Genomic DNA, 21,742 nt, shown 5'->3' with positions numbered 1-21,742 from the left:
AAAGTTTTATTTTTTATCAGTTATTAATAAATATAATGTTAGATTGTTATCTCAATCTGGTTTCCTTCAAGGTCACTTACTACACTTTCATAGTAACCATCCCCTGTAGTACGCGGGCCATTTAACACAGCGTACCCTGCTTCACTTAATGTATTGGTTAATTCATTCACTTTTTCTTTACTACCTACAGAAAAAGCAATATGCGCATATCCTATTGTTTGTGTTTGTGTAGTATCGTCTATCCCTACTTGCCTCATAAGTTCTAGACGCGCTCCACCTTCAAAAGTTATAAAATAAGATTCAAACTGCTTTTTCGGATTGTGATATAAGCTATTTTCTTCACCACCGAAGTACTGTTTATAGAAATCACGCATACCTTCTAAATCATTTACCCAAATTGCTACATGTTCAATTTTCATAATCGACACCTTTTCTTTCACAGGATTCAACCAACAATTTGATATTTAATTTTCTTTGCTTGCTCTTATAATCATCAGATCAAGTCCAAGGCTTTTTAATCCATATAAATAATCTTCTTTCCAATCGCTCACTGTTATTTTCGGAATATGTTCCGCTGGAATGTACTTCGGACAAGTTTTTACAATTTGATCTATTACAAATTGGTTCACTTCATCATCACAAAAGATAAAGGCATGCGGGTTAATAATAGCTATACATGTAGCTATTAAACGAGTAATAGCATCTATATTATATTGCTCTGGATTATTTGAATCTCTTACTGCATCTTCACTTCTCAAAGATTGTAAGAAGTTTTTATTATCATACTGTGGAACGAAAGATATCTCCCCTGAGAAAAAGGTACTCCCTCGTACCACATCTCCATTTATCATAATCCCCGCCCCTGGGCCGTTTTGACCTGAATACAAATATACAAGAGATGATTTATCATTATTTCCAGTATTTTTATAATAGCCAAGGACTGCGGCATTCATATCATTTTCTATTACTACAGGTATAGAAAACAGATTCTCCAAATGACTTTTCAAATTAAAATTTTGGAACTTTTCATAACCAGGTATATAAAAAATACGACCATTATCAACCGAACCAGGCACACCAATTGATATAGAGCTTATTTTCGGGAATGTAGCTATAAGACTTTCAATATGTTTAGATAATAGATTTATGCCAGTATCAATTAATACACTTGAAGTACTTCCTTGTTCTTTTACTTCCCCTAAACAGTTAAAAATGGTATAGTTTGTTTCATTTTTCTCTAAAAATATCGCTAATCCTAACATATATTCCGGATTATACGCATATCGTTTCGCTCTTCTTCCGCCACTTGAATCATCTAAACCGACTAAAGTGACTTCACCATCTTGTTTCATATTTTCTATAAATTTACTTATCGTTGGAAAACTAATTTCTAATGTATTACTAAGTTCAACTTTCGTCGCACTTCCTTGCTCTAGAAGAGCCGTACGAATGCCTCGAAGGATCGTCTCTTTAATCGATTTTTGAGTAACAAATTGTTCACTCAAATCGCTCACCACCTTAATCAACATACTTATTAAACACTTTTAATAAGTTGCGTTGACAATATATCATACATCATTTTCTAAAGCAATAGAGATGATATATTTCCGCTGCATGCAATCCTTATTTAGCTCGGTGTATTCTCTCTTGTAATAGACGATACAATTCCAGACAAAAGAACAAATAATAAAACAGCTAGCAAGGCATTACGTATTCCGAATGCTTCCCCAAGTATCCCTAAAAATGGTGGTCCGACTAAAAAGGCTGTATAACCAATGATAGAAACTGCAGCAACATTAGAAGTCGCATTTTCACGGTCATCTCCAGCAGCTGACAGACCAATTGGGAACCCTAGCGCTGCACCAATCCCCCACAGTACTACGCCAAATGCTAGAAAATACGAATTACTCCCAAATATTACGATTGAAATTCCTAGAATCGCCATCATAATAGTGGCACGTACGACAGCGACACGACCGAATCGATCAAGGAAATAGCTGCTACACATACGAGTTAACGTCATTGCTAATACAAAAATTGCGTACATAATAGAACCTGCCACTATACTTTGCTCATGTCCATCTACCATCACGATAGGTAGCCAATCATTTGCACTACCTTCTGCAAATGCCATTCCAAGCACAAAAAGACCAATTAAAAGCACCTTTTTTTCCATACGTAAGGAAGTACGCTTCTCTCTCCTTTTGTTCCGCGATTTCTCCTTCTTTCCTGTTCCGTGCGGAAGAAAACGATACACCATACATACAAGTAATAGAAACACGACCGAAATCACAAGAAACTGATACAGAATCGGGATGTGAAGCGACGCTGCGACAGAACCACTGAGCGCGCCTACTAAAGTTCCTACACTAAAAAAGCCATGGAATTTCGGAAGAAGAGTTGTTCCTAATTTCTGCTCAATGGAAGAACCTTCTACATTCAATGCGACTTCCGCCAATCCGTAGCCTACTCCAAATACTAGTAAGCTACTAAAAGCCCCCATACTAGAAACAAAATAAATATTTATACCTAAACAAATCAATCCAACAATCATAAAAAACATACTGCCTATAATAACGTCTCTAGCTCCCTTACAGTCAATGAAGCGGCTTGCACTCAGTAAACCAATTATTGAACCGACAGATAGTCCGAACAAAATCCAGCCCATTTCTGCATTTGACACTGCTAACATATCTCGAGTAGCTGCTGTTCTTGAAATCCATGTAGCAAACGCGACACCTGGCAAAGCAAATAAGAGAAAAAGAGCGTTTCGAGAGGCAAGTAATGTCTTTGTATGATTATCCGCACTATATTTCTCCATATGAAACACCTTTCACATTGTCTATACGATAAGACACCAGTTTATTCATATACCCGTAAAAAACGATTTCTATAAGTCTATCGTTTTAATAACTTTAGCTGGATTGCCACCAACAACTACATTATGAGGTACATCTTTTGTCACAACTGCCCCTGAGGCAATTACAGCGTTGTCTCCAATTGAAATACCAGGGTTAATTATAGCTCCCCCGCCAACCCAAACGTTGTTACCAATCTTTACAGGCTTTCCATATTCTTTACCAGAATTCCGTTCCACCGGATGTAAAGGATGAGTGGCCGTATAAATATGGACACCTGGTGCAAACATACAATTATCACCGATTCGTACTTCACAAACGTCCAAAATCACACAATTAAAATTTGCGAAAAAGCTCTTTCCAACATGGATATTGTAGCCGTAATCACAACGAAAATCAGGATTAATTTGGGCTTTCCCATCAGCTGAAGAACCTAAAAGCTGATTTAATAATGTAAAACGTTTTTCATCTCCTGTCTCCATCGCCTCGTTATAAAGGCGTGTTAAACGTTTTGCCTCCACCCTATCAGCCACTAATTCTTCATCCTCCGCAACATACATTTCTCCCGCTAACATCTTTTCTTTCTCTGTTTTCATACAATCCTCTCCCTCGTTATAGAATGAATCACACTTATTAAACTCGTTTAATAAGTAACCCTATATTAGCATACTTTTTAATATGTGCAACTAATAAGTTTTGAAAGGAAATGTGAATTCTTACTTCACCTAACGAAATAGGGAACGCTCAGCGTCCCCTCTCAAATCCAATCCGTTTTTTTATTTCTGCTAAATTTACCCTCGCGATTTTTCTTGCCCGCTCAGCACCTTTTTCTAACGCTTCATATAATAAATTTGGCTCATTCATATACATAGCGTATTTCTCCCGAGGTCCAGCTAATTCGCGGTCTACAACGCGAAACAACTCTTTTTTTACATCGCCCCATCCGATTCCAGTTTCATACTTTTCGCGCATCGACTGTATTTCATCTTCCGTCGCAAATTCTTTATATATCATAAATAACGTTTCTAGTTCTTTCGGTTCATTCGGAAGTGAGGAGTCTGTTTTGATTTTAAATATTAACTTTCGTAGTTTTTCTTGTTCTGCAAATAATGGGATCACATTTCCGTAACTTTTACTCATCTTCCTTCCATCAAGACCAGGTAAAATGGCACCTTCTTCTTGTATGACATAATCCGGAAGCGTAAATGTTATGCCGAATGTATGATTAAAATACGACGCAATATCACGGGCAATTTCAATATGTTGAATTTGGTCTTTCCCGACTGGTACATGAGTAGCTTGAAATAATAATATGTCAGCTGCCATTAAAATCGGGTACGTATATAATCCCATATTCACTCCAGCATCTACCTCTAACCCTGCTTCTTTATTTTGCTCTACTTTCGCTTTATACGCATGAGCACGGTTCATAAGACCTTTCGGAGTTAGACAAGCTAATATCCAAGCTAGTTCTAAAATCTCTGGCACTTCTGTTTGTCGGTAAAAAATAACATCTTCTCCAAGTCCGAGTGATAACCAAGTAGCTGCTACCTCTTTCGTATAACTACTGAACTTTTCTGAATCATGCACAGCATTTAACGCATGATAATCCGCTATAAAATACAATGCGTTTCCTTCATTATTCTTTGACATTTGCAGCGCAGGTTTAATCGCACCAATATAATTTCCTAAATGCGGATAACCAGTTGGCTTAATTCCTGTTAACATTATTTTTTCACTCACACTAACCCCTCCTTTCTCAAAATAAAAAAGCCCCTCATCCTAAAAAAGGACGAGAGACTCCCGCGGTACCACCTTCATTAGCTATCATTAATAGCTCACTTCAACTTCTTAACGTGAAGTAACCGTCTTTACCTACTCATTTCAGTTAGAAGCTCCAGAGCCCATTCCATATTCATCCCTTACTGATTTCCACCACATATCAGCTCTCTGAAAATTTTTGAATATGTACTCTTCTCTTTCATTGCTTTTTCGTTATTTTTTACAGTTTATCACATTCCCTTTCCAATTAAACCCTAATTTTCTGTTTTATATAGCAGGAATTTTCACCTTGATTGTCTAATAATATATAGGTTTGCAGAAATACTCGAAACAACTTTGGAGGTTTTTTCATGGTAAAATATATATCCATTTTAGGTTCAACGGGATCCATTGGCACATCTGCATTAGATGTCGTTTCCGCTCATCCTGAACATTTTAAAATCGTCGGTTTAACCGCAAATTATAATATCGATCTTCTCGAAAAGCAAATCGAATCGTTTCAGCCTCGTATTGTAAGCGTAGCGACAAGAGAATTAGCGGACACATTGCGTTCTCGTATTTCAACAAATACAAAAATTACATATGGAACTGATGGTTTAATTGAAGTATCTACCCATCCTGATACAAATCTTGTATTAAGTTCAGTTGTCGGTGTTTCAGGTTTACTCCCAACAATTGAAGCATTAAAGGCGAAGAAAGATATCGCCATCGCTAACAAAGAAACTTTAGTTGCAGCTGGACATATCGTAACCGAACTAGCGAAACAAAACGGATGCCGCCTAATTCCAGTCGATAGTGAACATTCAGCTATTTTCCAGTGTTTAAATGGGGAAAATAATAAGGAAATCGAAAAATTAATTGTTACAGCTTCTGGCGGCGCTTTTCGTGATAAAACACGTGAAGAAATGAAAACATTACAAGCGAAGGATGCTTTAAAACACCCAAACTGGTTAATGGGGGCAAAACTAACGATAGATTCTGCCACGTTAATGAATAAAGGGTTTGAAGTGATGGAAGCTAAGTGGCTATTCGATATTCCTTATGAAAAAATTAATGTTATGATTCATAAAGAAAGTATCATTCACTCTTTAGTAGAGTTTATTGATGGATCAGTCATGGCACAGCTCGGTGCCCCTGATATGAGAATGCCGATTCAATATGCATTTCACTACCCTACTCGACTACCTTCATCCTATGAAAAATTAAATTTATTAGAAATTGGTAGTTTGCATTTTGAAAAACCAAATTTAGAGAAGTTCCCCTGTCTACAATACGCATTTGAATGTGGCAAAATTGGCGGTACAACTCCAGCTGTATTAAATGCAGCGAACGAAATTGCAAATGCACTATTTCTTAAAAATGAAATTGCATTTTTCGATATCGAAAAAACAATTTACAATACAATTGAAGCTCATCATAATGTAAAAGATCCTTCACTCGATGCTATATTAGAAGCTGATCAATGGGCACGCCAATACGCAAATCAATTATTAATAAAAAAGAGCTAAAACAGTTTTATCTGTTTTAGCTTTTTTTTACGTATTCAACTTAACAAATCTATAACTATGCGTTACTAACACTTTTAATATCGCATATCCTGGAATTGCTAAAATAATCCCCATAATTCCAAATAAATTTCCGGCAGTTAAAATAATAAAAATGATAGTAATCGGGTGAATGTCTAGCTTTTTCCCCATAACTTGCGGAGAAATAAATTTACCTTCTGCTAATTGTACGACCATCATTACAATAATTACTTTTAACACCATTGATGGCGAGTCAATAAATGCGATAATTAATGCTGGTGTAATTGCAATGATTGGTCCTACGTACGGAACGATATTTACAATCATCGCTAAAATTGCAAGTAATACCGCATATTTAATACCAATAATAAGGTAACCGATTAATAGCATAATACCGATAAACAAGCTAACGATAATTTGCCCTCTAATATACGAGCTAATGGCATAATGCATATCATCTAGTATTCTCATCGCTGCTGGGTGTCTTTGTTCTGAAATAAACTTTAAAAAGTGATTCGGTAATTGTTCACCATCTTTTAAAAGATAGAACAATATAAATGGAACCATTACAAACGTTAAAACGACCTCTGTAACAGTACTTAAAAATCCAGTTACATTTCCAGTTACTGATGATAACGACTTCGTAAAATCAACTGTGTAGTCTTTTACCATACTCGCTACATCAATATTTAAATTCTCTTGAATTTTGCCTAGTAAATTACTTTCCCCGAATCTACGTGCCGCTCGCTCAATTTCATGACCGAAATACGGTAAGTTATCTATTAATGCATCAATTTGATCTTTAATAATCGGGATTACTGTTACAACTAAAAATACAAATAATCCTAGTACTATTATATATATAGAAGCTATTGATACGATTCTTGAAACACCTTTCTTTTCTAAAAGCGAAACGAATGGATGCAATATATAAAATAGCACACCCGCTAATAGTACGGGGAAGAAAATTGTTTTTAAAAAGACGATAAACGGAGTAAACACAAAAGAAATTTTCGTTAGCAATAATATGTTGATAAACAATAATGCAAATCCAAGTAGCACCGCTAAATAATTTTGTTCTCTAAAAAACTTTTTCAGCTTATCTCTTTTTCTTATATTTACTTTCTCCAACGAAACCACCTCTTCGAATGATGAAAAGCCCTTATTCAGGGCTTTTCGTCATGATCTATATTTTTATTTTTTTGCAGCTTTCACTACAAATGATACAATAAGAATTAATACGATTGCACCTAATAATGCTGGCACGACATGAATCCCACCAAAAGATGGCCCAAAAGATCCAAATAATCTACCACCTAACGAAGCACCTAATAAACCTGCGATAATATTTCCAAACATACCACCCGGAAAATTTTTACCCGTTATAGAACCTGCAATTGCACCTATAATAGCACCAACTATTAATGTGATAATCCATCCCATTTTTAGTCCTCCATTTCTATTATAGTGTATTTCTTTTTGATACTAAATTATTATGTAACTATTATAATTATTATATCCAATAAAGAAAAATCTTGTCAAATCTATGAAAATAAAGCTTACAAGGAGGTTTTACCGAGTGATTCAAAAATTAATAACAACTTCTCACAAAACCGCTACTTCTATTTTAAGCATTCAAATACCAGCTTATGAAATCGAGGCACAATATATAAATAGTACAGCTATCCCTCGCCTTTATGATACTGTAGCCGATATTCAATCATGTGATGAAATTTTCTACGGCTATTTTTATGAAGATACACTTGCCGGGTTTATTTCTTTTAAAATGGATGAAGAGGAAGTTGATATTCATCGTTTAGTAGTATCCCCCGATCATTTTCATAAAGGAATCGCTACAAAACTACTACTTTATGTATTTGACATGTTCTCCCCTTCACAAACATATATTGTACAAACAGGGAAAGAAAATACACCTGCTCTGTCTTTATATAAAAAATATGGATTTATTAAAATAAATGATATTATATTATCCGATGGAGTGGTTTTAACCTCACTAAAAAAATCAGAAAACAACAAATAGTTTGACTCATCAATTTATTTATGTTATCTTTTACTTTATAAAACCTTTTGCTGAGTCCAAAATTTGGAGCGGGGGAACCATTTTTGTAGCCATGCTACTTGGGGCGAATCTTTTTTAAGTAGGGAAACTCTCACTTCCCGAGTCCGACAGCTAACCTCGTAAGCGTAATGGGAGAGGAAGGTGCTTTTTGCCTATGTTACACAGTGTACCTCCTTAATTATAAATATGGGATCGATACCAATAGACACCTATATTTATAGAAAAGGAGACATGTATAATGTTACGTTTATCTGATCACGCAATAAAAATGATGGAGCAAAGACTTCGACTCGAACAACATCGCACATATCAAGCAAATAAAGTTGTAGATAACTTACATCACAAATACTTCTTTCAGCATATTTTTCAACCGAAAAGATAAAGAGAAAAACACAAGGAATGTCTATACAGACATTCCTTGTGTTTTTTATATTCCTTATAATATTCTCACTACATTTAAACTTGCCGTAATCGCACCTGCTATAGTGGTCACATGCCCTACACCTAATGGACCGTTTTGTAATATTAATGTTGAATTGGCACTCGTTACATTCACAAGAAGCGTATTTGAAATGGCAGGTTCGATTACTACAGTTACTGTCGTTACGTTTTGTATAAAACTCCCTGCTAGTTGCGTCCCATTTAATAGTAGTCTGACAGATACCGTCTCATTCCCACCAGTCGCGTCCCCTTGGAAATAATAGCTTACTAAATATATTCCTGGGGTGGATACTGTGACAGTTGTAGCACTAGTTAAAGATACTCCTGTTCCATATACTGTAGATCCTGAATTAATTGGAATGTTGGCATTGGCTGCAATTGTACTTGTTGAAGTAGAAAAGAAATAGCCGCCACCTGTTGATATTGCAGATGATCCAGTTGCTCCTGTTAAACCGGTTGGGCCCGTGACACCTGTTGGGCCTGTTACTCCCGTTCCCCCTGTTGCTCCTGTTATTCCTTGTATGCCTTGGATTCCTGTCGGTCCTGTTGCACCAGTCGCTCCAGTCGCTCCGGTTGCTCCGGTTGCTCCCGTCACACCTTGTGGACCTTGAATTCCTTGTATTCCTTGAGGACCTGTTATTCCCGTCACTCCAGTTGCTCCCGCCGGACCTACTATCCCTTGTGGACCTTGGATTCCTTGCACGCCTTGTGGACCGGTTGCTCCTGTCGGGCCAGTTGCTCCGGTTACTCCGGTTACCCCTTGTGGACCTTGGATTCCTTGAGGACCTTGAGGGCCCGTTACTCCCGTCGGTCCGGTTGCACCCGCCTGACCCGTTGGACCCGTCGAGCCAGTTATCCCTTGTATCCCTTGAGGTCCAGTTGGGCCCGTTGGACCAATCGGACCTTGGATTCCTTGGATTCCTTGAATGCCCTGTGGACCGGTTGGACCTTGTAAACCTTGTATCCCCTGAATTCCTTGTGGGCCTGTTGCCCCTGTTGGACCAGTCGGGCCCTGTGGACCTTGGATTCCTTGTATTCCAGTTGGACCTGTTGGACCTATAGCCCCTTGCGGCCCCTGTATGCCTTGTATTCCTTGAGGACCAGTTGGACCCGTTATACCACTTGGGCCTTGCACTCCTTGCAATCCTTGTGGACCGGTTGGACCGATTGGACCTTGAATTCCTTGAAGACCTTGTAAACCGGTTGGGCCGGTTGCTCCCATTACTCCTTGCTCACCTTGCATTCCTTGTATTCCTTGCGGGCCTGTTGGGCCGATTGGACCTTGTGCTCCTTGCACTCCTTGAAGACCGGTTGGACCTGTTGCTCCTACCGGTCCCTGTACGCCTTGTAAACCTTGTAAACCCGTTGGACCTGTTACTCCCATTACTCCTTGTGGACCTTGAATTCCTTGGTCACCTGTTGGACCTGTTACCCCCATTGGACCCTGTACGCCTTGCAAACCTGTTAAACCAGTTACCCCTGTCGGTCCCTGTATTCCTTGCACTCCTTGGATTCCAGTCGCTCCTGTTGCTCCGGTCGATCCAGTTGCCCCAGTTGCTCCAGTCGGACCTGTTGGACCTCCCGGTGATCCTGCCGGACCCGTTGGACCCGTTGGGCCTCCTGGCGGACCTGTTGGACCCGTTGCTCCTGTTGGACCTGTTGCAGATCCAGTTGGACCAGTTACTCCCGCCTGACCTGTCGAGCCCGTTGGACCGGGATCCCCTTGCAAGCCAGTTGCCCCTGTTGGGCCTATTACACCTTGCACCCCTTGTATCCCCTGAGAGCCGGTTGGACCGGTTAGCCCCATCTCACCTTGTGGACCTTGTAAACCTTGAACACCAGTTGCCCCTGTTGATCCTATTGGCCCTTGTTCTCCTTGTATTCCTTGAGAACCAGTTGGACCCGTCGGGCCCACCGGACCTTGAATTCCTTGTATACCTGTTACACCTTGTAAACCACTACTCCCTAAATTACCTTGAACACCTTGTATTCCCGTATTTCCTGTTGGGCCCGTCGGACCAATTTCACCTTGCACTCCTTGTATACCCTGTATTCCTGTTGGACCCGTCGGGCCGATTTCACCTTGTATTCCTTGTATACCTTGTATTCCTGTTGGACCTGTTTCTCCCATTGGCCCAGGTATACCTTGTATCCCTTGAATTCCAGTTGGGCCAATCGGACCCCTTTCGCCTTGAATTCCTTGAACACCTTGAATTCCTTGTGGACCTTGTTCCCCCATCGGCCCTTGACTACCTTAAGCACCCCGTGGTCCTGTTAAACCAGTTGGACCTGTTGGGCCAATCTCTCCCTGTACTCCTTGTACTCCTTGAATTCCTGTTGGACCAGTTGGGCCAATTGGTCCTTGTACGCCTTGTATTCCTTGCGGGCCAGTCGGTCCACCTAAAGACCCTGTCGGACCAGTTGGACCAGTTGGGCCCGTAATACCTGACGCCGGAAAAGGAATAGGTGATTGAAACTTACTACACTTATCTTGCTCCCTCACAAGCATCTCCCCCCGTTATAACTAACGTGTCAAACTATTTTTAATACATTTAAACTAGCAGTTATCACACCAGATAATGTCGTTACATGCCCAATAGATAATGGACCATTTTGCAAAGATAAAGTAGCATTTGAAGAAGCAACATTAATGACCATCGTATTAGAAATCGCTGGTTCTAATACAAAGGTACCTCCTGTAACATAAAAAATAAAACTCCCTGCGACTTGCGTTCCATTTAAAGTAAGCCTCACGGAAATCGTTTCATTCCCCCCATTTGGATCACCTTGAAAATAATAGCTGACTAAATATATTCCCGGTGTACTTAACGTTACAGTTGTTGCATTTGTTAAACTAACACCAGAACCAAAAGTTGTAGATCCTGAATTGATTGGTATTAACGCATTCGCTGCAATTACACTCGTTGAAGTAGAAAAGAAATAACCGCCTCCGCTAGGTAAGCCAGTCGCCCCTGTTGCACCTATTATTCCTATGGAACCTATAACCCCTATACTTCCAGTTGCGCCTGTTGGTCCCACAGCTCCAATCGATCCTTGACTACCTTGCGCTCCGGCTGGCCCGACACTACCGCTAACCCCTGTCATTCCACTTACTCCAGTTGGGCCTTGCAGACCTTGAATACCTTGAGAACCTTGTATCCCGGTTACTCCCGTTGCTCCTGTTGGTCCGGTCATTCCTGTACTTCCTTGTATCCCTATAATCCCTTGAACGCCTTGTATTCCTTGTGCACCTGTCGCCCCTGCTTCTCCTGTCGCTCCTGTTTCTCCAGTTACACCTGTTATTCCAACATTTCCTTGTGGTCCCTCAGCTCCTTGACTACCTTGTGCACCTTGCACTCCTTGGGGACCTGTTATCCCGTTTTCTCCTAAAACCCCTTGGGGACCTCTAATTCCTTGCGCTCCTGTCGGACCTGTTATTCCTTGTATTCCTTGCATACCTTGAGAGCCTTGCGCTCCTGTTGGGCCTACTATACCTTGTATTCCTGGAGACCCTTGCAAACCAATTGCTCCTGCCTGACCTGTTATTCCTTGAACTCCTTGCATACCTTGAGCACCTTGTGGACCAGTCAATCCATTTTCCCCTTGTATTCCTTGAGGTCCTTGTATCCCTTGAACGCCAGCTGCTCCTGTTTCTCCTCGTATTCCTTGAGGTCCTTGTATACCTTGTGCTCCAGCTGCTCCTGTTTCCCCTCGTATTCCTTGGGGACCTTGGGCTCCAGCCGCTCCTGTTGTGCCTGTGGGACCGATTATTCCTTGTAATCCTTGTATACCTTGCGCTCCTGTTGGACCTGTTATCCCTTGTATTCCTTGCACACCTTTAGGGCCTTCTGCACCAGTTGGACCGATTTCTCCCTGTGGACCTTGAGTTCCTTGGGGACCTTCTGCGCCAGTTGCTCCTATTATTCCTTGATTACCTTGAGAACCTTGTGCACCTTGTACGCCAGCTACACCAATTACCCCTTGAGAACCTTGTGCTCCCCTTACACCTTGAGGGCCAGTGGGACCAGTTATACCTTGTAATCCTTGCACTCCTATTAGACCAGTTCCCCCTGTTACACCCCGCGTACCAGTTACACCAGTTGGACCTGTTGGCCCCCCAGGTGGACCGGGTGGACCAGATGGACCAGTCACTCCACTAGAGGGACCAATTGGACCGGTTGTTCCCGTCGGGGCACCCGGAGGTCCTTCTGGTCCTTGTATACCAATACTTCCAGTTGCTCCTGTTATCCCTCGTACTCCTTTTGCTCCTTGAAAACCTGTGGATCCGTTTATTCCTTGTATTCCTTGAACACCTTGTGGACCTTGGGGGCCTATTACACCTGTTACTCCCCTTATTCCGCTTATACCTTGAGGTCCTTGTATTCCAGTAGAACCAGTTGGACCTATTACACCTTGTATCCCTTGATCACCTTGGTGTCCTTGCTCTCCAGTAATTCCTTGTATTCCTTGGGGACCTTCTTCTCCTTGTATACCTGTAGTTCCATCCTCCCCTTGTATTCCTTGCGCTCCTTGGGGGCCTTGTGGACCTGTTACACCTGTAATACCAGCTTCACCTATAACTCCTTGCATTCCTTGGGCTCCCGTTTTTCCTCTTCCTCCAATTTCCCCTTGTATCCCCGGGGAACCTTGTAGACCTCGACTACCAGCAGGGCCTGTAATCCCTTGTATCCCTTCCAGTCCTTGTAATCCAATATCACCAACAGGACCTTGCTCTCCAATTAATCCTTGAGGACCTTGTAAACCAACCGGACCTGTAATTCCTTGCTCTCCAGTATCACCAATGGCACCTTGTATTCCTTGAGCTCCTGTTGTCCCTCGCGGACCTTGTATTCCCTCGATACCTTGGGGGCCTTGTGGACCCGTTGCTCCTCTAGGTCCAGTAATTCCCGGAGGGCCGACCGGACCTTCATGCCCTCCAGTTGGACCAGTTGAACCACTATTACCAGTAGGACCCGTTGCTCCTATAAGTGGAAGAGGCAGTGCCACTCCAAATTTTTTGCACTTTTTATGATGACGCACAACAATCCCCCTTCCCCAAAATAATTACACTTTTTATATGAAATGCATTTTCATATGAAAAGTACACCTCTAACTTCATTTTTTTAAAAATAAAGAAGCCCATCATTTCATGTATTTGAAATGACGGGCTTCTTTTTATAAAACACTTTACTTCCTCGCCTTAATAATAAAAGTAGTTGGCACCACTCTAGCTTTATATAATGAATAATATTTCGTAGACGGCTCAGCTAATTCTTCATCAAACGCGCTAGATGGTTCAGGTTCTTCTATTCTCTCAATTGTAAATCCCGCTCTATTTAACTCATTTATGTATGTACTTATTTTTCTCTTATATAATGTCGCTTGTACATTTTCTCCTTTAAATGTTTCAAACGTAATAGGAGTTTCCTCATGATAAGAAGACTTAAAAGCAATTTCTTCTGTACCATACTGTAAATTTGAATATACTGGGTGCTCCCAACTAAAAATAAAACTTCCTCCTGGCTTTACATACGAATAAATTAGTTCCAACGTTTTTCGTAAATTTGAAGTCCAACCTAATGCATAAATGGAATATACAATATCGAAATACCCTTTCGGAATATCACCTTCCTCTTCCATTGCTCCGCATACTAACTTTGAATTCCAACTCTTCAACGTTTCATTCGCTGTTTTAATTTGTTCACTTGAAAGATCAAGACCCCATACTTCCTCTGCCCCATGTTCTGCCATATATTGCAGCGAATGCCCACTTCCACATCCAATATCAAGAACCTTTTTATTTCTAATTGAATCGAACAAATGAATCTCATCTTCAGACGCCGTATACGGACCATATTTCGGTAAACAATCCACTTGAAAGAAATATGGTGCAACTGTATCCCAACACTTTTTGTTTAAAGCTAACATTTGTGTACCTTTCATATTCTACATTCCCCCATCCTATTTTCTTTCCCTAATATAAATTACACATTATAACCTGATCTCCCTTTTCTCTTCTCCCGATAATTTTTCACTTTCGCAATCGTACCGCACGCTCTTCCTCCTTCTTCTCCAGCATACATACCGCACCATCTTTTACTTCCATTTCGCGAATGATCATAAAATACCCAGCGACAATCTGGGCATGCTTTTAACCTCCCCCACAAATTTTCTTGAATTGACATTAACACAATGCTTAATACTTTTGTATATACATTCTCTTCGTGCACAGGCTCATATGTAATACCTTTCATATCTTCCTTTACATGTACATGAAATGGGTATTTCTCTAACCACTTTTGCAATGATCCTTCGCCTTCAACCGTTAACCGAATATCTTCTCGAAAACTTTTTAATTCCTCTATCGTATGAAATGGAACCTCTTTATGAAAATATTTTTTCATAAAGAGGTTTATATCCTCTTCTGTTTGTAGCATATCAATTGGCTCTCTCGTATCGTTTGGTATTTTCCATGTATTTAAAAATTCCCGAATATATTCTAATTCATTTGGTGCATTTTGATTCAATTCCATCCACCTTCTTCTTAAAATTTACTTTTTTCTGACTTTATGTATAATTATAATATAAATTAGTTAACCATTAAATATTTTTACTGGTTACAATATCAGGAGGAGTTCTATGAAAAGTTTCTCAATACCGATACGTTTCATGCTTATTTCTTCATTTTTTATGTCTTTTGGGTATTTCGCAGTATACGCATTTTTAGCTATTTATCTATTAAGCTTTCTTCATTTTACTGCTGTTCAAGTAGGAACAGTGTTGACGGTTATGACAATCACATCACGAGTTATCCCATTATTCTCTGGATTAATTGCTGACAAAATAGGCTATATCATTATGATAATAGCCGGATTATTTTTAAGAGGAATCGGATTTATCGCTTTAGGAATATGCTCTGATTTTTATACAATTTCTATTTCTTCTGCACTTATTGGCTTCGGAACTGCATTTTACGAACCTGCTGCGCGCGCCATATTCGGCTCACAACCAGCTCATATGAGAAAAAATTTATTTACATATTTAAACCTTAGTTTTAATTGCGGTGCAATAATCGGACCAATTGCAGGAGGGCTCTTACTCTTACCCTTACTCGATCCAATCTATGCTTTTTCTCTAACAGGATCTCTTATGCTGTTATTCGCTTTTATCTTTTACTTACTTAAAAATCACTTCCAAGTCACTACTGAAAACACGTCTATTACATTAGGGATACAAGCTATCTCACAAAACAAATCTTTCCTTTTGTTTTCATTTATTATGATTTCCTTCTATATTATGTTTACTCAACTTACTGTCGCACTTCCACTTCATATGAAAAATATTAGTAATAGCAATCAGCTTGCTACACTAGTTATTACGATAAATGCAATAACAGGCGTCATATTTATGGTGTTATTCCGAAAACTATTTCATAAATACAACACACTTTCGATTATTAAATACGGTGTTTTATTAATGAGTATTTCCTTTTTACTTATCCCTTTATTTCAACACCCATATTGGCTATTTATTTGTGTAATTTTATTTACAATCGGTGAAACACTCGTATTACCTAACGCTGATATCGCTATTGCAAATTACAGTAACGAATCATATACAGCTACTTACTTCGGATTTTATCAACTATCACTCGCATTTGGTTTTATCATCGGTAATTATACCGGTACATCTTTTACATCCAATTTAAGCGGAATGTATACACCATGGCTTATTTTCGGCGGAATAGGAGTTATTGGTTTTATTTCACTCCATATTTTAAATATTAAAAAAGAGAGCTCTAAAGAGGATATATACCTATGTAATGAGACGAAACCTCTTTAACACATTACAATTGAGATGGTACCTTTAGACAAGCAACCTATAATAAAAAAATTCGACCATCACATGTGACAGTCGAATTTTTTTATTCTTCATATTCCAGATGATTATGTCTTTTACAACCAAATAAATAGCAACCCCCTAAATGATAAGTTTCAAATTCTAACTCTGGAACATATCCAGATTTGATACGTTCTATCATTTTTTTATAACAAATATTCTCTTCCGTATATTCCTCAATTAACTCTTTCTTATCTTTTTCTGTCCAGTTTTCTTCTACTTCTTCATTCTGAACATCTTCTATTTCTGCTGTTTTCGCTTCGATAGATTCCCGTATCACTTCATTTATACGCGTGAAATTATTAGCTTTATATAGAGCATAAACAAATCTACCAATCCAATTGGGACTTTTCCAGTATTCTTTGTATCCCTTTTCAAACCATTCAATTGCTTCGTTATAGCAATTCAACTCAACATATAAATCTGCTACATTAACTTCTCCTAAAAAATCATCAGATTTCCTGTTAAAAGCATCTAACTTCTCTTTCGCTTCTGTCGTTCTCCCTAAATCAATTAAACATTTTACATAGCTATACTTTATATAGTCCGAATCCCCTGCAACTCGCAAGAAAAATTCCGCAGCTTTTTCCAGCTCTCCAAGGTTATAATGCGCTACAGCTACATTGTGAAATGCTTCATTGGATGGCTGAATCGAAATAGAATTTTGTAATACTTCTTTCGCTTCTTCCCATCTTTCTTGTTTCGTGTAAATTTCCCCTAAGATGTTATAAGGAAAGTATGAGGAAGGATTCAACTTAATAACTTCTCTTATTAATTCAAGAGCTTTATCATCATCCTCTTCCTCATAAAAGTACATCCAAGCAAGATTATTGAGAGATTGTACACCTCTAGATTCATGTACCGCTCGTTGAAACAGTTCCATTGCTTCCTCATATTTATTTTGTTCAAACATTTCAATTGCCTTCTCATTAATATTCAAGTAACTACCTCCGAAGTGAATGAATTCATCTATTCCATATCTTTATTTTAATATGTAAAAATTGTAATTTCCATAAAAATAAGTTCTTTCGCCTGTCTACATGACATCATATAGTTGGATATCCAATTCATAATGATTTTAACAACACTGCTTTCTACAGAAAATATATACCTACTGGAAAGATACTAATTTAAAACAATAAGTAAACTTTTCAAACCCCTTAAATTGGATATACAGCCTGTTTTAATTTACATATTATGGTACAATTAAAAAGTGTGCTAGCTAAACATTTACGTTCCACACTAGCAGTCTAGCAATACCAAAATCAAAAATCACTTGAAATTGGGGGATGTTATGAAACAGAAATTAGCTGTTCTTCTATTCATCGGAATCATATTATCCGGATGTTCAACTATAGTAGAAAATTCTTTAGAAACTGGAAAAGGCAGTATTGAATTATTAACACCAACGATTACAACAAAAGATAACGAATTAGAAATTAAGACTGAAGGTATTGATGAAAATAAAGTGACGTTTATTTATGTTGCCAATAAAAAAGTATTGGAACAAAAAATTAATAATGGCGAATCCTACAAAGTTAACATTAAAGATATCGAGCACGCTCATAAGACAGATTACAAACCAAAAGTTCAACTTTTGCAAACGAAAGATGATACTCAAGATGGAGACATGGTAACCTTTAAACAAGTTAGATATACAGTTAAAAAAAATTAATTTTATAGGTATTTCATTATAAATGTAACGAACGAAAATTTACTTTTAACAGAGGGTAAATGTAAGGGGGGCTAGCATGAAAAGAAGATGGATTTATTGGTGGATTGGTAACATATTTTGGATTATAACTTTCGGGATATTGGCAGCTATCATTTGGCTAAGAGAGGTTGATGGGACCGGTGTTACTCAAACACCGGAGCTGAAATTAATAGCCTTTATCGTTTTATTAATTGCGTTTATATTACCAATCATTATTCAAGTTGTATGGTTACTTGTTAATCTGAGAAAGAGTAGAAAAAAATAACGCAGAAAAAAGAGATGAATCTTTTTCAAACTAGATTCCTCTCTTTTTATTTTGGGATTATGCCGTGCTTTTAAAGCTGCACTACTCCCTTTTCTTTACGATACATGTTCATCTTTCTTCTTCATTAACGCTCTTTTCTTCATCGCCTTCGTTAAATATCCGCCTTTAAATGAACGGATTTCATAAGAAGACATAAACGCTTTCGGTGCAATTTCATTAATAATTTCTAACAGTTCTTTTTCTCTAGAACGCTTTGCAACGATATCTAAACGATAACGTATAGAATTAATACCTTCGCCTTCAAATACTGTAACGCCAAATCCTGAGTGACGTAATTCATCTACTAATTCATTACAACGGTCTAGTAAACTAACTTGATACGTAATATAACCAATTGCTAATTTGTTCTCTATATAACCGCCTAATAATAGTCCCGTACTAAAGCCAATGACATAGGCAATAATGTTCATCCAATTTGATAAATCTTGAAACACAATACCTAAACTGACAATGTAAATAGCTCCTTCTAACAATCCAACACCAGCAGCGGATCTTGTTTGATTCTTTACAAGCAAAATCGTACGGATTGTTAAAATTGGAACGTAAATAATTTGAAGCACAAAAATAAGTAACGCTTGTAACATTGGTATCCACCTCTTTCAAAAAGTCTTTTGTCATAATAACATACATAACCTTTAGAAATCGATGGGTTTTTAAATTTTTTTACATTATTTTTCATACTATTGAAAAACGTAAAAAAGAAGCGTATTATATTTGTCGTAAATTTGATTCCTTTCATTAGCTCGCTTAAACACAAAAAAGGAACCCCATTAGGCCCCTTTCATCATAGCTCTATGTTTTTCGAAGCATGTTCCCTTTGCTTCTCTTCCTCTTTCACTAACTGCATATTTGCATAAGCTAAATTTGCAATCATTAAAAAGTGACCACCTAAAATGCCTGTACCAAATGCCCACATTTCCATTTCATGCTCAATTTCATACATGATGATTGCTCCTAAAATGGCAGCTGCAAATCGGTTTAGAACTCCTAATCCAGGAGCCTTTTCCTTCATTACGATACTTTTCCCAAGTTTCTCCACTCTGCGAGCTAATAACCAAAGACAATAGGCACTTACAGCTAATCCGATACCAAACCCTGTTACTTGTTTTCCAAACGGAGTAATCGTCCACATAAGTAGTAAACCACTAAAGATCGCATACAATTGTAATCGATATACACGTAAGGCTGCTTGAATCAAAATATCCGCTCCTAATTTCGCATTTTTTATACGTTAGAAGAAAAGCAGCAACTTACACAGTTGCTGCTTTCTCTTCTTCTTGCTCTTGTTCCATTTTACGAATTTCAACACGTTTAATTTGGTAAGCGTCTTTTTCTAACACTTTAAATTCATAACCTTCCGCCTCAACATGTTGTCCTTCTTCAATTTCATGATTTTGCATCATAATCCAGCCACCGATTGTATCCACATCGTCTTCTTCAATGTGTAATCCAAACAAATCTTTTACTTCTGAAATAAGCACTTTTCCATCAACGATTTTATGGTGCTCATTCACATGCTGAATTGGTGGTGCTTCATCTTCATCATATTCGTCACGAATTTCGCCGACGATTTCCTCCAAGATATCTTCAAGCGTTACAATTCCTGCTGTTCCTCCGTACTCATCATATAAAACAGCCATCGGAATTCGCTTCTTCTGCATTTGAAGTAATAAATCGTGAATTGGAGTTGTTTCCATCACTTCAATAATCGGACGCATATACGTGCGAATGGATGATAAATCTTTTTGATCTTCGGTCATATATCGAATAAAGAAATCTTTTACGTTGACCATACCGATAATATCATCTTTATCTTCTCCAAAAATCGGATAACGTGTGTATCGCTCATTTTGGATTACTTTCATGTGTTCTTCTACTGAATCTTCCAGGTAGAAACCAATGATTTCTGTTCGCGGTACCATAATCTCTTTTGCAATACGATTATCAAATTCAAAAATGTTATTTACATACTTGTATTCAGCCTGATTAATTTCGCCACTTTCATAGCTATCTGAAAGGATAAGGCGTAATTCTTCCTCTGTATGAGCTACTTCATGTTCTGAAGCTGGTTTTAAACCGAATAAGCCAGTTACAACACGAGCTGAACCGTTTAATACCCAAATAAATGGATACATGACTTTATAGAACATCATTAACGGACCTGCCAATAACAATGTTACTTGTTCAGCCTTTTGAATTGCCATCGTTTTCGGAGCTAATTCCCCTACTACAACGTGTAAATACGTCATTAGCATAAAGGCAAGACCAAATGTTAATACTGATGAGATAGAAGGATTTATGTTCCATTTCTCAAATAACGGGTGTAATAACTTTTCAATTGTCGGTTCACCTAACCAACCTAATCCCATAGCTGTAACTGTAATACCTAATTGACAAGCAGATAAATATTCATCTAAATTTGTTGTTACCTTTTTCGCTGCTAAAGCACCGCGTTTCCCTTCCGCAACAAGCTGATCAATACGACTTGAACGTACCTTTACAATCGCAAACTCTGCTGCTACGAAAAATCCAGTAAATGCGATTAAAATCGCAACCATGACTAAATTAAATATTTCCAATGAATCCCCCTAGTTTAAAAAACTAAGGTGTCCACCTCCTGTATACTATAATGTTTTCTTATTTGTTCATTAGAAAACATAGCCCGATACAAAAATTAAAGAGGTCGGATTTCACTTTTTTCTATAATAATAGAGCAAGTGTCTGTATTAAAGCTGTCGTTTGACCAGATAAAGATTTCGATATTTTTTCACGTTGTGAATCAGTCAATCCATCTAAAAGCGGCTTTAACTCCGTTAACTCTGCTTCTAACCGATGAATATGGTCTGTCACTTCATTCACTTGTTTCGAAACGTGTTCATTGATACCGAGCAGCTTCTTCTTCTCCTCGATTTTCTCTTTAATCTCACAAAGCGGCATATGCATTTCTTTGCACTTCTCAATAAATTGTAATGTCTCAAATGCTGTTTCATCGTAATAGCGATAATTAGATTGAGATCGCTCCGCTTTTAAGATACCTAGATTCGTATAATAATCAATCGTGCGTTTCGACACGTGAGCCATGAGAGCCAACTGTCCGATTCGATACACCTTCCCAAC

The 21,742-nt window shown here is 38.3% G+C and carries 23 protein-coding genes, 1 riboswitch and 1 other annotated feature; of the genes, 6 read left to right on the top strand and 17 right to left on the bottom strand.

Going from position 1 to position 21,742, the window contains the following annotated elements; genetic code table 11:
• Positions 1-38: 38 nt before the first annotated feature.
• From ILT06_RS15015 to ILT06_RS14995, 5 genes are all read right to left on the bottom strand, one after another.
• On the bottom strand, positions 39-419 hold the full coding sequence (locus tag ILT06_RS15015) for a VOC family protein (RefSeq protein ID WP_098101604.1): 381 nt from the start codon (positions 417-419) through the stop codon (positions 39-41).
• Between the two features lie 45 nt (positions 420-464).
• On the bottom strand, positions 465-1,505 hold the full coding sequence (locus ILT06_RS15010) for an ROK family transcriptional regulator (RefSeq protein ID WP_142289336.1): 1,041 nt from the start codon (positions 1,503-1,505) through the stop codon (positions 465-467).
• A gap of 122 nt (positions 1,506-1,627) precedes the next feature.
• Positions 1,628-2,821: an MFS transporter gene (locus ILT06_RS15005; protein ID WP_088047132.1), complete on the bottom strand. Its 1,194-nt coding sequence runs from the start codon at positions 2,819-2,821 to the stop codon at positions 1,628-1,630.
• 69 nt (positions 2,822-2,890) lie between these two features.
• Positions 2,891-3,454 (bottom strand): maltose O-acetyltransferase, encoded by a 564-nt coding sequence (locus ILT06_RS15000; RefSeq protein ID WP_048560029.1) that lies wholly within the window; start codon positions 3,452-3,454, stop codon positions 2,891-2,893.
• A 148-nt stretch (positions 3,455-3,602) separates the two neighbouring features.
• Positions 3,603-4,601, bottom strand: coding sequence for a tryptophan--tRNA ligase (locus ILT06_RS14995; protein ID WP_098111763.1), 999 nt, complete (start codon positions 4,599-4,601; stop codon positions 3,603-3,605).
• Between the two features lie 42 nt (positions 4,602-4,643).
• Positions 4,644-4,852: a binding site (T-box leader), on the bottom strand.
• A 138-nt stretch (positions 4,853-4,990) separates the two neighbouring features.
• Here ILT06_RS14995 and ILT06_RS14990 point away from each other — a divergent pair.
• Positions 4,991-6,148, top strand: coding sequence for a 1-deoxy-D-xylulose-5-phosphate reductoisomerase (locus tag ILT06_RS14990; RefSeq protein ID WP_064475868.1), 1,158 nt, complete (start codon positions 4,991-4,993; stop codon positions 6,146-6,148).
• A gap of 27 nt (positions 6,149-6,175) precedes the next feature.
• On the opposite strand, the gene ILT06_RS14985 is transcribed toward ILT06_RS14990, so the two are convergent.
• Together ILT06_RS14985 and ILT06_RS14980 are read right to left on the bottom strand one after the other, a co-directional pair.
• Complete coding sequence (locus tag ILT06_RS14985) at positions 6,176-7,297, bottom strand: AI-2E family transporter (RefSeq protein ID WP_000416918.1); 1,122 nt, start codon at positions 7,295-7,297, stop codon at positions 6,176-6,178.
• 63 nt (positions 7,298-7,360) lie between these two features.
• Complete coding sequence (locus ILT06_RS14980) at positions 7,361-7,609, bottom strand: GlsB/YeaQ/YmgE family stress response membrane protein (RefSeq protein ID WP_000539720.1); 249 nt, start codon at positions 7,607-7,609, stop codon at positions 7,361-7,363.
• Between the two features lie 136 nt (positions 7,610-7,745).
• Here ILT06_RS14980 and ILT06_RS14975 point away from each other — a divergent pair, with 136 nt between their 5' ends.
• The gene (locus ILT06_RS14975) at positions 7,746-8,207 is read left to right on the top strand and encodes a GNAT family N-acetyltransferase (RefSeq protein WP_064475869.1); all 462 of its coding nucleotides are present in this window, start codon (positions 7,746-7,748) and stop codon (positions 8,205-8,207) included.
• A 38-nt stretch (positions 8,208-8,245) separates the two neighbouring features.
• A riboswitch (cyclic di-AMP (ydaO/yuaA leader) is annotated at positions 8,246-8,388 on the top strand.
• A gap of 96 nt (positions 8,389-8,484) precedes the next feature.
• Complete coding sequence (locus ILT06_RS14970; RefSeq protein WP_000945246.1) at positions 8,485-8,628, top strand: hypothetical protein; 144 nt, start codon at positions 8,485-8,487, stop codon at positions 8,626-8,628.
• A 54-nt stretch (positions 8,629-8,682) separates the two neighbouring features.
• Here the strand turns inward: ILT06_RS14970 and ILT06_RS14965 are convergent, their stop codons facing one another.
• From ILT06_RS14965 to ILT06_RS14950, 5 genes are all read right to left on the bottom strand, one after another.
• Positions 8,683-10,926 carry a collagen-like protein gene (locus ILT06_RS14965; RefSeq protein ID WP_308010587.1) on the bottom strand — a complete coding sequence of 748 codons (2,244 nt, stop codon included), beginning with the start codon at positions 10,924-10,926 and terminating at the stop codon, positions 8,683-8,685.
• Between the two features lie 15 nt (positions 10,927-10,941).
• A complete protein-coding gene (locus ILT06_RS32525; protein WP_261784511.1) occupies positions 10,942-11,190 on the bottom strand; it encodes a collagen-like protein in 249 nt (82 codons plus the stop codon).
• Between the two features lie 29 nt (positions 11,191-11,219).
• Positions 11,220-13,727: a collagen-like protein gene (locus ILT06_RS14960; protein ID WP_222655242.1), complete on the bottom strand. Its 2,508-nt coding sequence runs from the start codon at positions 13,725-13,727 to the stop codon at positions 11,220-11,222.
• A gap of 147 nt (positions 13,728-13,874) precedes the next feature.
• A complete protein-coding gene (locus tag ILT06_RS14955; RefSeq protein ID WP_088047127.1) occupies positions 13,875-14,630 on the bottom strand; it encodes a class I SAM-dependent methyltransferase in 756 nt (251 codons plus the stop codon).
• Positions 14,631-14,671: 41 nt separating this feature from the next.
• On the bottom strand, positions 14,672-15,214 hold the full coding sequence (locus ILT06_RS14950) for a CGNR zinc finger domain-containing protein (RefSeq protein WP_064475873.1): 543 nt from the start codon (positions 15,212-15,214) through the stop codon (positions 14,672-14,674).
• Between the two features lie 112 nt (positions 15,215-15,326).
• Here ILT06_RS14950 and ILT06_RS14945 point away from each other — a divergent pair, with 112 nt between their 5' ends.
• Positions 15,327-16,529: an MDR family MFS transporter gene (locus ILT06_RS14945; protein ID WP_222655241.1), complete on the top strand. Its 1,203-nt coding sequence runs from the start codon at positions 15,327-15,329 to the stop codon at positions 16,527-16,529.
• Positions 16,530-16,611: 82 nt separating this feature from the next.
• Here the strand turns inward: ILT06_RS14945 and ILT06_RS14940 are convergent, their stop codons facing one another.
• The gene (locus ILT06_RS14940; RefSeq protein WP_088047125.1) at positions 16,612-17,526 is read right to left on the bottom strand and encodes a tetratricopeptide repeat protein; all 915 of its coding nucleotides are present in this window, start codon (positions 17,524-17,526) and stop codon (positions 16,612-16,614) included.
• Between the two features lie 354 nt (positions 17,527-17,880).
• Here ILT06_RS14940 and ILT06_RS14935 point away from each other — a divergent pair, with 354 nt between their 5' ends.
• Together ILT06_RS14935 and ILT06_RS14930 are read left to right on the top strand one after the other, a co-directional pair.
• Positions 17,881-18,261, top strand: coding sequence for a hypothetical protein (locus ILT06_RS14935; protein WP_064475876.1), 381 nt, complete (start codon positions 17,881-17,883; stop codon positions 18,259-18,261).
• 76 nt (positions 18,262-18,337) lie between these two features.
• Positions 18,338-18,565, top strand: a complete 228-nt coding sequence (locus ILT06_RS14930; RefSeq protein ID WP_000830332.1) for a DUF3923 family protein — start codon at positions 18,338-18,340, stop codon at positions 18,563-18,565.
• A gap of 95 nt (positions 18,566-18,660) precedes the next feature.
• Here the strand turns inward: ILT06_RS14930 and ILT06_RS14925 are convergent, their stop codons facing one another.
• The 4 genes from ILT06_RS14925 to ILT06_RS14910 all read right to left on the bottom strand — a co-directional run bounded on the left by ILT06_RS14925 (position 18,661) and on the right by ILT06_RS14910 (position 21,733).
• The gene (locus ILT06_RS14925) at positions 18,661-19,209 is read right to left on the bottom strand and encodes a DUF2179 domain-containing protein (protein ID WP_000938437.1); all 549 of its coding nucleotides are present in this window, start codon (positions 19,207-19,209) and stop codon (positions 18,661-18,663) included.
• A gap of 200 nt (positions 19,210-19,409) precedes the next feature.
• The gene (locus ILT06_RS14920) at positions 19,410-19,823 is read right to left on the bottom strand and encodes an ATP synthase subunit I (protein WP_046957915.1); all 414 of its coding nucleotides are present in this window, start codon (positions 19,821-19,823) and stop codon (positions 19,410-19,412) included.
• A 52-nt stretch (positions 19,824-19,875) separates the two neighbouring features.
• A complete protein-coding gene (locus ILT06_RS14915) occupies positions 19,876-21,204 on the bottom strand; it encodes a hemolysin family protein (RefSeq protein ID WP_002096424.1) in 1,329 nt (442 codons plus the stop codon).
• Between the two features lie 121 nt (positions 21,205-21,325).
• Entirely contained in the window at positions 21,326-21,733 is a 408-nt protein-coding gene (locus ILT06_RS14910; RefSeq protein WP_000285637.1) for a MerR family transcriptional regulator, read from the bottom strand.
• Positions 21,734-21,742: the final 9 nt, after the last annotated feature.

Origin of the sequence: Bacillus sp. 17RED48 (assembly GCF_019837545.1) — a bacterium.
In the GTDB taxonomy this organism is placed as follows: Bacteria; Bacillota; Bacilli; order Bacillales; family Bacillaceae_G; genus Bacillus_A; species Bacillus_A wiedmannii.
This window is presented reverse-complemented; position numbering and strand designations above follow the sequence as displayed.